Here is a 14,350-nt window from a genome sequence, read left to right as displayed (position 1 = left end):
TCACCTACTTTGAGTTTGATGTTGTTCATATATGGTCTTGTTGGTGCTTTTGAAAAAAATAAGGTAATCGATGGGGAGTAGTTGAAGGTTATGGTGAAATAGCCATCTTCTTAGAAGGGATTGCAGTCTACGGCATTGAATCCGCGGGTCTTCGAAGGCTTCTTCTGAGCCGTCCTTGTTTTTTCGGATGTGCTGGTTAAAAACATGATCAAAATATAAGGATCCGTTGATATTTTTGGCTTCGATGATTAGGATATGGGTTTGGGAGATTAGAAGGGTATCGATTTGAAAATAGATGTTGTGGAGTTGTAGTTGAAGGTCGTGGAGGATGAGGTAGTTTTCTTGTGGCAGTTCTTTTATATAGTTTGCTAAGGCCCATTCGCCCCAGTAGCCTGCCCATCTTTTGGCTAGATCTTTTTCAAGCTCGGGATAGGTTGGATGGTTCCGGTTTCGGTATCTTTTTAGAACCACGGTGAGGATAAGTCTCATGGGAAGGGTTAGTTCTTTTATTATCAATATAGATCACTCCTTTTTTCATAGTAATTCTACATATATTGATAGATTCCTACATAGTTTTGAAAAAATTTGGGTAATTATTTTTGATTATGCAGAGGAATGGGATGCAATTCAGTGGATTTGGCCTGGAATTCCGCGTGTTTTTGGATTTTTTCCGCGCAATTTCTTATTAATTTCGCGCACTTTTCATTTTTTCCCGCGCAAAATCCCAATTTTCCCGTACACCACAAAACAAAAGCCATCCCAGCCCATAGGCCGGAATGGCATCGAACTTACTATTCTATTTCTTCATCCAGCCCATCCCCATCGCACCTTCACCTAGATGAGTACCAATCACAGCGCCGAAATAACCAATCATAAATTCCACATTCGGATACAAAGCAGCTAACTCCTGTCGCCACTCCTCTGCTTCCGCTTCACGATTCGCATGAATAATGACCGCCCGGTATTTCCCGCCGTCTGAAACATCCTCACCGAGTAAATCAACCATTCGTTTCAAAGCCTTCTTCCGTGTGCGAATTTTTTCAAACGGAACAATCACCTTGTTTTCAAAATGCAATAGGGGTTTCACCTGAAGCAAACTGCCTATAAAGGCTTGAGCACTCGACAAGCGGCCGCCCCGTTGAAGATTCGACAAATCATCCACCATAAAATAAGCTCGAGCAGTAGTTTTCAGATCCTCCAACCGGCTCATAATCATCTCAGCCGATTCCCCTCGCTCGGCCATCTCCGACGCTTCAAGTGCATAAAACCCCTGAACCATACAGCTGATCTCAGAATCAAAGGAATACACCTTGATCCCCTCCACCATCGTGCTTGCAGTGACCGCTCCCTGAAACGTCCCGCTGATGCCGCTGGATAAATGAATACTAATCACTGCATCATAGTCGGACGCAAGCTGCTCATACAGCTCCACAAATTTACCGATTGGAGGCTGCGAGGTCGTTGGCAGCTCTTTTGTTTTTATCTCTTCATAAAACGCATTTGCGGTTAAATCAACTTCTTCTTGATAAACATCAGTCCCGAAAATCACATGTAACGGGATCATGTGGATCTTCCATTTTTCTCGTAACTCTTTCGGTATGTACGCGGTGCTATCCGTGACAATTGCCGTTTTCATAAAAAAGTACCATCCTTGTCTTTTAAACTACACTTTATTGTATATGAAACCACAAAAAAAGAACACACCGTAACGGCATGCTCTAAAAAAATTATCTCACTTCTACCCAGCCATTCTTAATTGCAGAAACAACAGCCTGGGTACGGTCGTTTACGTTCATTTTTTGCAGGATATTACTTACATGGTTTTTAACGGTTTTTTCACTGATAAACAATGATTCACCGATGCCTCTATTGCTTTTTCCATCCGCAAGCATTTGTAATACTTCACATTCGCGGCGGGTTAGTAAATGTAATGGACGGCGGATTTCAAGTGTTTGCACATAGCCCCCTCCGGAACGGCCGGTGGTGGTAGCTAACTTGCGGTATTCATTTACAAGATTGTGCGTCACTTTAGGATGTAAATAAGAACCGCCATCTGCTACAACGCGAACCGCCTCAATAAGAGCATCAGCATCCATCTCTTTTAATAGATAGCCGCAAGCACCAGTTTTTAATGCATGTGTCACATAATTCTCGTCGTCATGGATGGATAAAATAATAACTTTCGTATTAGGGTACTGTTCAACAAGCTCTTTTGTTGCTTCGACACCATTTTTTCCCGGCATATTGATATCCATAATGACAACATCAGGCTGATGCTGTTCAACAATTCCTAATGCATCGCTGCCGTCATCCCCTTCAGCTACAACTTGGAATGACTTTTCGAACTCTAGTATTCTCTTAACACCTTCTCTGAATAGTTGGTGATCGTCAATAATAGCAATTTTAGTCGTCATTTGGTATTCCCCCTTGTTTCAATATAATTATTTTTCGTAAAAGAATCTTTAGTTAATTAATGGAACACGGATCAACACGCTTGTTCCTTTACCAATTTTTGAATCATAAGTAATTTCCCCTTCAAGCAGGTCAACACGCTCTCTCATCCCAATCATCCCAAACGATTCAGGCTTTTTGATGGAGGTATCGAACCCAACACCGTTATCCTTAATAAGGACTGTGACAGCCGAATGGGTAATTTCCAATCTGACTTTAATTTCACAGGCGTTGGCATGCTTGAGTGCATTTTGAACAGACTCTTGGATCATTCGGAACAGGGCAACCTCATATTTAGTTGGGAGGCGGCACTCCAGACCGGTATTGGTAAATTCAATCCTCGAGTGGTTATGATATTCTTCGATGGTTTGTAAATATTTTCTGAGGGTAGGTACAAGCCCTAAATCGTCAAGAGCCATTGGACGGAGATCATAAATAATTCTCCGAACCTCATACAGTGCGGAACGCACCATTTTTTTATAGCTATGCATTTCAGCAAATGCTTCATCAGGTCCTTGTTCCCTATAAACACGTTCAATTAGATCAGAACGCATAATCACATTGGCCAGCATCTGTGCCGGACCATCGTGAATCTCCCGGGATAAACGTTTCCGTTCTTCTTCCTGGGCTTCAATAATTTTTAGGCCAAAGTCTTGTTTGGCTTTAGCCGTTTCAATAACTTCTCCAACTTGTTTTAGATCGCTTGTCAAGTAATTCATCACAACAGATATTTGGGAAATAAGCTGGTCGGCGCGATCAATGGTGTCGTTTAACCCTATGAGGCGACGTTCCAAATCATCCCTTTTTTCTAAAAGTTGTTTTTTATACTGCCAGTTAATGGAGAGGTCCATTTGCAGCTGGTGGGCTTTTTCATAGGCCTCCCGAACCTCCTCTTCAGTATAATGCTTAAAATTCATACTGACCTCTGACAGCATAAGACGAGCTTGATGAACTTGCTCTTCAAGCTGGTTGCCCTCTTCAATAAGCTTAACCATCATTTCTTTAATATTACGGAGTTCCGTTGTCATACTCTCGTAATCTTGACGGCATTGTTCGCCAATGCGAAAAATATCACTCTTTGAGCAGGTTACTCTTTCAATCATTTCTTCACGAATTTCATCAATTGACTTCGTATTCACTTGTTTTAATTTCATTTCTTTCCCTCCAGGGTTTTCCCTTAAGGCCTTTAACATTTTACCTTGAAGTTTAGCAATTGGCGAATGTAACACCTTATTGACCTTCCACTAGGGTGAAAGTAATATAATGATAGTGCTGCTTTATATTTATACTTTTTGAACCATTACTATTATATCATTCGAACGTTACTACCGTATTAAAGGTATATTACAACAATATTTTTTTAAATAAGAAAGGAACTTATCATGCTGCCACTTTATCATACAGTAAAACAGACGGGCGAACACGAGATTACCATTCAAAAATCCCGTTTTATCGCCCATATTTCAAGAGTTGAAACCGAACATGAAGCACAGGAATTCATCCAAACCATAAAAAAACAACATTGGAATGCAACTCATAATTGCTCTGCCTACCTCATTGGTGAGCATGACCAAATCCAAAAAGCCAATGATGACGGTGAACCAAGCGGAACAGCCGGCGTGCCAATTCTCGAAGTTTTAAAAAAACGAAAGCTAAAAGACACGGTTGTTGTAGTTACCCGGTACTTCGGCGGAATTAAATTGGGTGCAGGCGGGCTGATCCGTGCATATGGGAAAGCCACATCAGAGGGTTTAGACGCAGTTGGAGTTGTCGAAAGAAAGCTCACACAAATTTTACATGTGAACATTGACTATACTTGGCTTGGGAAAATTGAAAAGGAACTGCGCTCCTCTGAGTATAAAATTAAAGAAATTCATTACTTAGATACTGTTGATATTGAAACCTATGTGGACAAAAGTCTGATCCAAGCCTTCAAAGATTGGATGGTGGAGTTAACCAACGCCCAATGCACAATCGACTCAGGAAATACGGTTTACCTGGAAGAAGATCTAATCAGGTAAAAAGTAGTATCTTGATGTCGATTATATTCCGTTTCCATTTAAAGTACAATTGGGAAAGTTTTTAACTTAATTAATGATTGATTAAGCCATCGGGAATGGTAAAATTAAATACGATAAACTAAATTTCGACATTTCTATTTTCTACTAAGGAGACTTATATGATCCAAACAAGAACGATTAAGAGAAAAAGAAAAAGGTTCAATTTAAAAAGATTTTTATTATTTGTCTTAATATTTATCATTCTGCCAACAGCTGGATACTTTGGCCTAGTTTCATATAAAACATATAAAGCTACTGCAAAAACTTACACCCAGCTAGAAAGAGGAAGCCATTCCGACTTAAGAGATAAAGAAGTAACCATTAGCAATGATCCTATTTCTATTTTATTAATAGGTTTAGAGAATTATAGTACGAACTATAAAGGCGGACGAACAGATTCATTGATAGTAGCCACTTTTAATCCTGAATTGAAAACAATGAAGCTGGTCAGTATTCCTAGAGATACCTATGTATATATTGACAAAAAAGGAAAGAAAGATAAAATCACCCACGCGTATGGTGTGGGCGGACGAGATGCAACGATTAAAGCTGTTGAAACATTATTAAATATTCCTATTGATTATTATGTACAGGTGAATTTTGATGGTTTTAAAGATATTGTTGACGAAATTGGCGGGGTAAATGTTAATGTACCGTTTGATTTCTATGAATATACGGATACCCATCCACGAAAAACAGTCTATTTCAAAGAGGGGCCAGCCTCATTAAATGGGGAAGAAGCTTTAGCCTATGCAAGAATGCGAAAGCGGGATCCACTTGGTGATTTTGGCAGAAATGATAGACAAAAAGAAATCATTAAATCGATGATCGATAAAGCATCCACACCTAGTAATATTTTAAAGATTGATAAGATTGCTAATCAAGTAGGGAAAAATGTTACCACGAATATTACTATGAGCGAACCGCTTTACTTTTTTAAAAAATATCACGGTTTCTCTTCGGACAAAATAGAATCACTTAAAATTAAGGGTGATGATATTTATATTAATGATGTTTATTACTTTAAGCCCTCTGAAGAAAGCCTATCAGAAGTTCAGCAGCAGCTTCAAAACCATCTTGAATACCATAACGAAAAAGACAGTCAATAAAAGCACCTCAACAATGAGTAATGAATACTTATTGTTGAGGTGCTTTTTATTCACCAAATGTCCATATTTCCAAAGAATATTATTCCCTTAGTTGTAAAAAATAAAAAAGAAAATGCATAAATGAATATGCATTTTCTTCTAATTTTAAGATTTACCCGATAGTTTTCTGTACATTCTAAGGAAAGCTTTATTACGTTCACTTACAATTCCAACTAATTCTGCGATGATGTGAACGATGATAAACAATACCACTAAAACAATTAACGCAACCCAGAGAGTCGCAGACTCTAGTAAGATTGCTGCGATACTAAATAGGATTCCAAAGCAGTAGATAATTAATACTGTGTTTCGATGGGATAAACCAAGTGCCATGATACGATGATGAAGATGCGATTTATCTGGCGCGCCAATCGGCTGTCTATTCATTATTCGTCTAATGATGGCAAAGGTCGTATCGAAAACTGGAACACCTAAGATAATGATTGGAATAATTATACTAAACAAGGTTACACTCTTATATAGCCCCAGTAGAGAAAGAACGGAAATACAGTAACCTAAGAATAACGCACCTGTATCACCCATAAATATCTTAGCCGGATGAAAGTTGTAAAAAAGAAAAGCAAGTGTACTGCCCAGTACAATTAAAGCTAGAGTAAAGATTAATCCTTTACCAGATAGTGCGGCAAGAAACGCTAATGCGGCTATCCCTATGGATGATACCCCAGCTGCAAGTCCATCCAGACCATCAATTAAATTAATGGCATTGGTTATACCGACAATCCAAAAAACGGTTAGCGGGTAAGAGAATAAACCTAAGTCCATCCGATCCACAACAAAAGGGATGGTTAGGAAGTCAATTTTCAACCCAGAGCTTACAATTAAACAAGCGACAACCAGCTGACCAGCAAATTTAACCTTTGCAGACAGTTCATATAAATCATCAAGAATCCCGATGATGATAATTAAGCAGGCTCCCACGGAAATGGTAACAATCCGTTGAGTGTATAGTCCAGACACGAAAAAACCTACAAAAACACCGATAAAAATTGCGAGTCCTCCGAGACGAGGCATAATCGATTGGTGCACTTTTCTTTTATTTGGTTTATCAGTGGCCCCAATTTTTAACGCAAGTTTTATCACAAACGGAGTAGCGATTAATACTGTTATAAACGAAGCTACAAAAGCTAGGATGTTTTGTAGATTTAGCATAATAAGATCTCCTTTTTAAATAGGATTATTAATATCATTATCAAAACAATTGTTTTAATACAATAAATAAAAAAAAACAATTTTCCCGATTTTATGCATGTTTTCACCAAAATCCACGTTAATTGTATCATTAAATTGAATGACTGACTAGAAAAAAATATTTCCGTCGTTGACATTCATAGAAAAACATGTAACCAGCATCCATTATCGCAAAAAAAATCCCCTTATAGAAGGGGATTTTATATCATTTATCTATGCTTCTTAATGGCATGGTATGCATAGCCTGTGAAAGAAGTAATGGATTTAAGCAAGGAAAGTTTTTCAATTTTCCTATATACATACCAATTTCTTTTTGCCGCTTTTATTTTATTATTTGAAATCGAACCTTCTACCTTTCGATAATAGGCTAATGTTTCATCCAATCCATAGGCCAAGTGGCCACGCTTTAAAATATCCAGCCAAAGGACAAAATCCTGCCTTGTCCTGATATTCACCATCTCTATGTGCCCAATGGTTTCCTTATTAAGAACCACTGTTAAACAGCCGATGATCGTATTTTTTAATAACCCATCATAATCGATATTGTCAGGAACATGAACAATTTTACCTGTACGTGTCCCATTTTCCTCCATTATTTCGTATGCAGTGAAAGAAAATGGCAAGTTCCCTTTTTCCATAAAACGGATTTGCTTCATTAATTTATCTGGATGCCAAAGGTCATCACTATCCAAAAAGGCAATATATTTCCCTTTGGAGAACTTGATGGCTGTATTTCTGGCTACAGCAGCTCCACTATTTTCTTCAAGATTAACGAGACGGATTCGGCTATCTGCTTCAGCAAACGTATTAATGATTTTTACGCTGTTATCGGGTGACACATCATTGACAAGAATCATTTCCCAATTTTCATAGGTCTGTTGTTGAACAGACTTGATGGTTTCAGCAATAAATTTTTCAGCTTTATACACTGGAGTAATAATCGAAACTAATGGTTGATTTTCCATCATAGCCTCTCTCCTTTCTTGTGTTAGATTCAATAAAATTCCGGTATCCTACTGCTTTTGGTAAGCAAACATTTCCTTTATTGCTGCAAAATAAAACGGAAATGGCCTTTCCAAATGGGAAAACTTTTTTAAAAATAAGGCTGTCAGCATGATCAAACCTGTCCCTGCCCCAAAAATTTGTTTGAATAAGGGGCCCTTACTCATGAAAGACTTTAAATTTAGTCTTGATTGCTGTGAAGGCTTGGCATGATAGACCACAATTTGATTAAAAAACCCTAAATGATAGCCTTTTTGAAATAGGTTTGACAGCATGATATTTTCTTCACCGCTTGGATATTTAGCTCCTAAACCAAAATATTCATTAAACAACAATTCATTTTTATTTATCTTATTTAAGTTAATAAAGATTTCAATGGATGATCGCTGCAATACTTGACGCATATTTAACTTCTCGATCGGCTGACCTGGGTAGTTTTTATAATAGGCGTTTTGCTCTGGATCGAATATTTGAAAACACACGACATCAGTCTGCGGATGATTTTCAGCAGCAACCTTTACTGTTTCAAAAGCATTTTGCGGATACCAGCAATCATCATCCGAAAATGTAACAATATCACCAGTAATATAAGGGATGGCCTGGTTTCTTGAATAGGATAGTCCCTTTTTATTTAATTGAATATGCTGTATGTTCAAAGATTCATTAAATGTCTCGATATCCTGTGATACGATGTCATGATGATCCTGTGATAAAACGATAACCTCTAAATTTGTATAGGTTTGTTCATGAATGCTATTTAATAATCTGACAAATTCAGGACTTCTAGTTCCAAGTGTTGGTATGACAATGCTGAATTTCAATTCATTTCCCCCTTCTTTTAGGGTGCAGAAAATTACCTTCTGTTTCTATCCCATTGATGAATTATATCAAAAACATATAAATAATTGAAACTTCGATCATCAATTTGTCATGGAAATGAAAAGAATAATAAGAAGGGAAAGTTTCTAACTAGAATTGTTAGTAACACGGACATGGAATTTAAGAATCAGTACTATTTTCTAATGCTCTACAGAGTTTACCTTTCACCATAATTGAGGTATTCTTTAATATGTCCTCTTACAATTAGACAAAGTAGGTGTAAAACTTGAAAAAAAACAGCATTGCTAGTAATGCAGTTTATTTATTTTTCGGAAATGTCTTAGTAAGGTTTTTAAGTGCTGCTTCGACTATTTTGGTTGCCCGGCATTTAGGAACCGAAGACTATGGTATATTAAGTATTTCATTGGCATTTGCTTCTGTCGCTGGTTATTTTACAGATATGGGTTTAACCAACACACTCATCCGCGAAGGAACGAAGGAAAATGCTTCTATACCAGTTCTCATGAGCAGTTTTTTTAAGGTAAGGATTATTTTCTCTATCTTAACTATTATCATCTCGCTAGTGATTGTCAATATACTTTATGATGATCAATATATCGTCTACATCCATTACCTTGTATTAATTCCAAGCATTATCGGTTCTGCTCTGCAATTAATGGGTGCCGCCTATTATCAATTGATAGAGAAGATGCATTTTACGGCATTAATTAGGACGATCGCAAGTTTGACTACAGCGGCTGCTCTAATCCTAGGAATGGTATTTCGATGGCCATTAACCTTTATAGCACCAATCTATGGTCTAGCAAGTGTCATCGCTGGATTAATCTCGTTCGGAATTGTCATTAAACACGTGAATATTTTTAAGGGATGGGACAAAGGAATCCTAGAAGATATTTGGAGTTTTACCTTAACCGGGCTGACCATCTTGTTATTACCGCAAATTGGTCCAATTATCATAGAAAAGTCTTCGACGTTAAAAGAAGCGGGGCTCTTTTCAGCAGCCTATCGAATTCCTTCATTAGCTTACCAGATACCAAGTGTGGTAGCAGCTGCGTTTTATCCCGTTTTATTTAGGATGGGGAACAATAAGGAATTTGAAAGCCATTTAAATTTAAATATAAAAGAAATGAAAGTCATGAGCTTTCTTGGTGTGGCCATGGCCATCCCGTTTTTATTTTACAGTGAATGGTGGATCGACTTTTTATTTGGTGAAAAGTGGGGAAGAGCGGCATTGCCTTTATCTATTCTTTCTTTACAGATCATCTTACAGTCCTTTAATTATCCTATGGCAGATGCGTTAACTACCACAGGAAAGCAAAAATACCGAATGATCATTCAAACTTCTACCTTAATCGTTGGGGCGATTCTTTATTACGTATTTAGCTCTCATTTAGGAAGCACTGGCGGGGCTCTTGCAGCGCTAACCAGTGAGGTGATTATGTTTGTGGCATTTATGATTTTCCATCACAATGGAATCAAATTAATGACCCAAGGAAGCGGCAAGGTCGTCTTATCCTTTGCCATCATTGCTGGCATTTACTTTCTATTAGGAAATCACATCCATCCGCTCGTTTCCAGTATTTTACTTGACCTAATTTTTGTGATTCTCATGCCGCTCATTGATAAAGAACTTAGAAGCGAAATCGATAAAAGAATTCTTTCAAAAATTCGTTCAAAAAAACAAAAAGAAGTTATGGAATAAAGAAAAGGCTGTCGAAACTTTCGATAGCCTTTTTACTTTACTATCTCTCTTTATTAATCAGCGCTTTAATTTTTTAAAATATTTAAATTTAGGGCTTTGAATAAGTCTGTTGATTTGCGCTCCAGGCGCGAGCGGTTCGCGGGCGTGCCAGGAAGCCTCCTCGGCGCTTTAGCGCCTGCGGGGTCTCCCCAGCCCCGTACTCCCGCAGGTGCGAAGCACCGAGGAGGCTCCAGGACCTCCCCGCGGAAAGCTAGCTTCCTTCGCTGCAATCAACAGGCCTTTTTGCAGAGACAATCAATTAATAAATAATCCGTAATTTTAATTTAGATTTAGACAAAATAAAAAAAGGGTTGGCCTAGTCGGCTAACCCTTTTTTACTTATTGATATTTCATCTGCCAGATTATTACTGCCAGCTACCTGTAAAGTATAGTCCCCATAGGTAACTTTTTCTCCAACAGGAATCCCTCTCTCTTTCAACTCCTGATAAGAAACATCCACTGGCAATCGTAATTCCACGATCTTATTTTCTTTAGTAAAGCCCATGTATGAATTAAAACGTTTATAGTAATAGTACACATCAACCTTTCCCTTTCCTTTAAATACAAAGTTAGGTTGACCATACTTATATAGTAAATCATTCTTATCCATACCGATTGGAGCCGGCACACCCTCCAATAATCCCATTTTTGCAAAATCTAAAAATTTAGTGGAAAGCACTTTATGATTATTCTTCGTAAAATTCACTGAGAATGTTAATAGATTGGACTGGGCAATAAATTGATCATCTGCGTCTTGAACTTGGTCTTCCTCCACTGGAATATTGGTTACCATCTGTTCAAACGGAACTAATTTATTTCCGATCATTATTTTTTCCACTTTATCATTGGTTACGCCAAGAGCCACTTTCTGATCGTTCATTTGAAAAAAGAGAAAGGACATCTGTTGATCTTTTGGTTTATATTCGTATACACCAATGTCTTTTAACTTAGATAGAACCCGTTCCTTAGTTGTACCAATGGTGATTTTTTTTGATAATCGAAACTTTGGATTCGTTGTTATGATATATTGAGATATTTGATGATCTACATAGACAGTAAGCTTTTCGTCCGGAAATGCATAGAGAGCTCCCTTTTTCTCTACAGGTGTTTGAATGATATCTTCAATATTATGGATATTCTCACCAATACCAAAGCCGAACACGGACAATTCATTTCCAATGGAAGTGTACTTAGCACTTTCCACTTCTTTGGTCTTCAATTTTATACTGCATGCAGATAAAAAGATGGACATACAAATGACGATTAATGACATGCTTTTTAATTTCAAGTTTTCCACTCCATTACTGCTGTTTTTCTTTTTCTTTTCCTTCTCCAAGCCTCATAAGTAAAAATACAATTAAAATAACAGCCCAATATCTTGGCGTTACAAAATCAGCACGATAGGAGGATGTCACAAGCAAATGTACAAATTCAATAAGCGCGATAAAGTAATATTGATTTTTTCTGCCATTTTTCAGTAAGACAAACAAGATACTTAATAGCGCAAAAATAACAATACAAACACCAGCAATTCCATTTTCAAAAAATAGATCAATATACATATTATTTGATGATGTTGCAAGGCTTACCTTATTGGGTAGAATCTTAGTGAAATGTAAAAATTCATAAGAGCCCGGACCATACCCAAATATAGCTGAAATCCAAGAATGATCGAATAACCAATAAAACGGCATGATATACATATAAATTCTACTTGATGACTGCGGATTAAACAGGTTTTGCATTCTTCCTAGAATTGGACTGAAAAACTTCTCAAAAAGCCCAGGTTTTAGCAGGATCGCTCCTACAAGGACGATGACAGCAAGAATGACGACGGCCCACAAATATTTTTTAGGAACCTTCGGATGAAAGATCAGATAGAGAAATAGAAAGCCTGCCAATAACATTAAATTAAAATAACCGCTGACGGAAAAAGAGAAAATCAAGACTACCATGGTTGGAATAACCAATAATACGACATATATCCACTTTTTCTTAAAGGCTAAATAACCCAGGATGAGCATATCGATTAGGAAAGGTCCTAGATAGCTTGGTTCATCCGCAAAAGAGGTTAAACGGAAATTGAAAAAGCTTGTCCCCGTTACACTATGGATATAAGAGCGTGTTGTTATATCAAGAAACGGAATATCAAGGGAGAAATATAAAAGCTGCCATATCCCCACTAGAACTAATAAGAAAATGGACAAAGGATAAACTTTGATTAAGTTTACGATCCTTCTTTCCTCCATAAGAGAGAAAATTTTATATCCGTAATAAAGCATAATTAAAAAGGTTGCGTAATAAATGGTTCTTGTTAACATGGATCCTTTTATATATGAAACATATTCTACACTTTTGATGACATTCAATGTATAGATGGCTGAAAAAATAGATAAGACAATCGCAAGAATGAAAAGAAAAACAAACTTCTTTAGAGACCGATAAGAATACTCTGATGTTTGTCCCTTCCCTTTCACTAAATAAAAATAATAAACAAGAATAAGGAAACTTATTCCAATTGATAGTAAGGCAGGAGTTGGAATAGGTAACATATGAATAAACGGATAGGATGTTGTGAGTTGGATGAAAAATAAATAGATCCCAAAGACCCAAATGATGCCTGTCTGAAAGAAAGTCTCGCGACGATCAAAAATACTGTTGTTTCCCATGAAAAAGCTCCTTTTTGAAATAACTCGGATTATCGATTGACATACTTAATATCTTTTAAGTAAAATACAGAACCCCTCTTGGCCCATTCCGTCATATACATTAATTTCTGCTTATCATTAAAACGATATAACAGATGATCCACCTCAACATAAGACGTTCGATTGTTTGAGGAAATGATTTTTTTAAGGACTTTAAAATCTTTTTCAGAAACATGATTCGTTGGATTTAAAAGAAGTTGAAATTGTGACCAGCTCATATCATTTATGTTATTTCGTATGTATTGGTCAGCTTCAATTAAATTTCTAGACTTTAAAGGTTCTCTACCGCATGCTGACAAAATCAAGATTGCACTTAACCCGAGAAAAAAAAACATTTTTTTCATTGTCGTACTCCTTTTATCCCTTCAAATATAAACAAAATAAATTGGGGTTCCAAAGATTTATGTATACCCTAAAGAACCAAGAATCAGATGGTCTTTTTCCTTTTTGAGCTCGATTCCCTTTTAAATACCCAAAATCAAGCTTAACAAATTTTGATAAATTTCTCCATAATATTTACGTTATCTAAATATAAATCCTCAGATATTCTTAGTAGTTCCCATTTTCGCCCAATTCATATGGGAATAAGTGAAATATCTTACCTTATTATTTCGTTGAGTAAAGTTAATAATACAAAGAAGACTGCCATGTTGGCAGTCTTCTTTGGCTGTCGAAAAACTTTTGATAGCCTTTTATTCGACTTATTTTCTTTAATAATTCACCGCATTAATTTGTTATAATATTATTAATAAAAAGGCTGTTCAACAGTTTGTTGATTTGCGCTCCAGGCGCGAGCGGTTCGCGGGCGTGCCGGTGAGCCTCCTCGTCGCATTCGCTCCTGCGGGGTCTCCCCTGCCCCGTACTCCCGCAGGAGTCTTCGCGCCTTCCGCTCCAATCAACAAGTGTATTCAATAAAAGACAAACACTTACAATAAATAATAAAAATAAGTAGTGAATTTCATGCTTAGGCTAAAAAACCCAGCCAATCAATATGAATTTGTTTCTATTGATAGATTAGTTCGGAAAAACCACCTTCTATGCTAGATTGACAAATATATTGATTTTTGGTTTCTTCTTTGATGATAATAGCCACCCAACTGATCCTTTCATCTTTTTAAGCTGTTGTTTATAGAGTATCTTTATGATAATTAGTTCTAAAAGACAACTAGAAAGAGAAACAAAAATGACTTA

Annotated in this window: 13 protein-coding genes; 3 read left to right on the top strand and 10 right to left on the bottom strand. The window is 37.0% G+C overall.

Annotated elements, in window-relative coordinates; genetic code table 11:
• The 4 genes from CVD27_RS11865 to CVD27_RS11850 form a co-directional block, all read right to left on the bottom strand.
• A complete protein-coding gene (locus tag CVD27_RS11865; RefSeq protein WP_101648122.1) occupies positions 1–516 on the bottom strand; it encodes a nuclease-related domain-containing protein in 516 nt (171 codons plus the stop codon).
• Positions 517–796: 280 nt separating this feature from the next.
• On the bottom strand, positions 797–1,636 hold the full coding sequence (locus tag CVD27_RS11860; protein ID WP_101648121.1) for a DegV family protein: 840 nt from the start codon (positions 1,634–1,636) through the stop codon (positions 797–799).
• Positions 1,637–1,727: 91 nt separating this feature from the next.
• Complete coding sequence (locus CVD27_RS11855) at positions 1,728–2,414, bottom strand: response regulator (RefSeq protein WP_101648120.1); 687 nt, start codon at positions 2,412–2,414, stop codon at positions 1,728–1,730.
• 48 nt (positions 2,415–2,462) lie between these two features.
• Positions 2,463–3,605 carry a sensor histidine kinase gene (locus CVD27_RS11850; RefSeq protein WP_101648149.1) on the bottom strand — a complete coding sequence of 381 codons (1,143 nt, stop codon included), beginning with the start codon at positions 3,603–3,605 and terminating at the stop codon, positions 2,463–2,465.
• 228 nt (positions 3,606–3,833) lie between these two features.
• Here CVD27_RS11850 and CVD27_RS11845 point away from each other — a divergent pair, with 228 nt between their 5' ends.
• Positions 3,834–4,472, top strand: a complete 639-nt coding sequence (locus tag CVD27_RS11845; RefSeq protein ID WP_101648119.1) for a YigZ family protein — start codon at positions 3,834–3,836, stop codon at positions 4,470–4,472.
• 158 nt (positions 4,473–4,630) lie between these two features.
• Positions 4,631–5,620 (top strand): LCP family protein, encoded by a 990-nt coding sequence (locus CVD27_RS11840; protein ID WP_101648118.1) that lies wholly within the window; start codon positions 4,631–4,633, stop codon positions 5,618–5,620.
• Positions 5,621–5,764: 144 nt separating this feature from the next.
• Here CVD27_RS11840 and CVD27_RS11835 read toward each other — a convergent pair whose 3' ends face one another.
• The 3 genes from CVD27_RS11835 to CVD27_RS11825 form a co-directional block, all read right to left on the bottom strand.
• Positions 5,765–6,829 (bottom strand): glycosyltransferase family 4 protein, encoded by a 1,065-nt coding sequence (locus tag CVD27_RS11835; RefSeq protein ID WP_101648117.1) that lies wholly within the window; start codon positions 6,827–6,829, stop codon positions 5,765–5,767.
• A 248-nt stretch (positions 6,830–7,077) separates the two neighbouring features.
• Positions 7,078–7,836 carry a glycosyltransferase family 2 protein gene (locus CVD27_RS11830; RefSeq protein ID WP_101648116.1) on the bottom strand — a complete coding sequence of 253 codons (759 nt, stop codon included), beginning with the start codon at positions 7,834–7,836 and terminating at the stop codon, positions 7,078–7,080.
• Between the two features lie 45 nt (positions 7,837–7,881).
• Positions 7,882–8,691 (bottom strand): glycosyltransferase family 2 protein, encoded by an 810-nt coding sequence (locus tag CVD27_RS11825; protein WP_257984340.1) that lies wholly within the window; start codon positions 8,689–8,691, stop codon positions 7,882–7,884.
• A 284-nt stretch (positions 8,692–8,975) separates the two neighbouring features.
• Here CVD27_RS11825 and CVD27_RS11820 point away from each other — a divergent pair, with 284 nt between their 5' ends.
• Positions 8,976–10,412 (top strand): flippase, encoded by a 1,437-nt coding sequence (locus CVD27_RS11820; RefSeq protein ID WP_101648114.1) that lies wholly within the window; start codon positions 8,976–8,978, stop codon positions 10,410–10,412.
• Positions 10,413–10,767: 355 nt separating this feature from the next.
• On the opposite strand, the gene CVD27_RS11815 is transcribed toward CVD27_RS11820, so the two are convergent.
• From CVD27_RS11815 to CVD27_RS11805, 3 genes are read right to left on the bottom strand one after another with little or no spacing between them, the layout of a single operon-like run.
• Entirely contained in the window at positions 10,768–11,739 is a 972-nt protein-coding gene (locus tag CVD27_RS11815) for a hypothetical protein (protein WP_101648113.1), read from the bottom strand.
• 13 nt (positions 11,740–11,752) lie between these two features.
• Entirely contained in the window at positions 11,753–13,120 is a 1,368-nt protein-coding gene (locus CVD27_RS11810) for an O-antigen ligase family protein (protein WP_101648112.1), read from the bottom strand.
• A gap of 29 nt (positions 13,121–13,149) precedes the next feature.
• The gene (locus CVD27_RS11805) at positions 13,150–13,503 is read right to left on the bottom strand and encodes a hypothetical protein (RefSeq protein WP_101648111.1); all 354 of its coding nucleotides are present in this window, start codon (positions 13,501–13,503) and stop codon (positions 13,150–13,152) included.
• Positions 13,504–14,350 lie beyond the last annotated feature (847 nt).

This window comes from Neobacillus cucumis, assembly GCF_002860255.1.
GTDB lineage: Bacteria > Bacillota > Bacilli > Bacillales > Cytobacillaceae > Neobacillus > Neobacillus cucumis_A.
The sequence above is the reverse complement of the archived record's forward strand: the minus strand, read 5'-3'. Positions and strand labels throughout refer to the sequence as shown.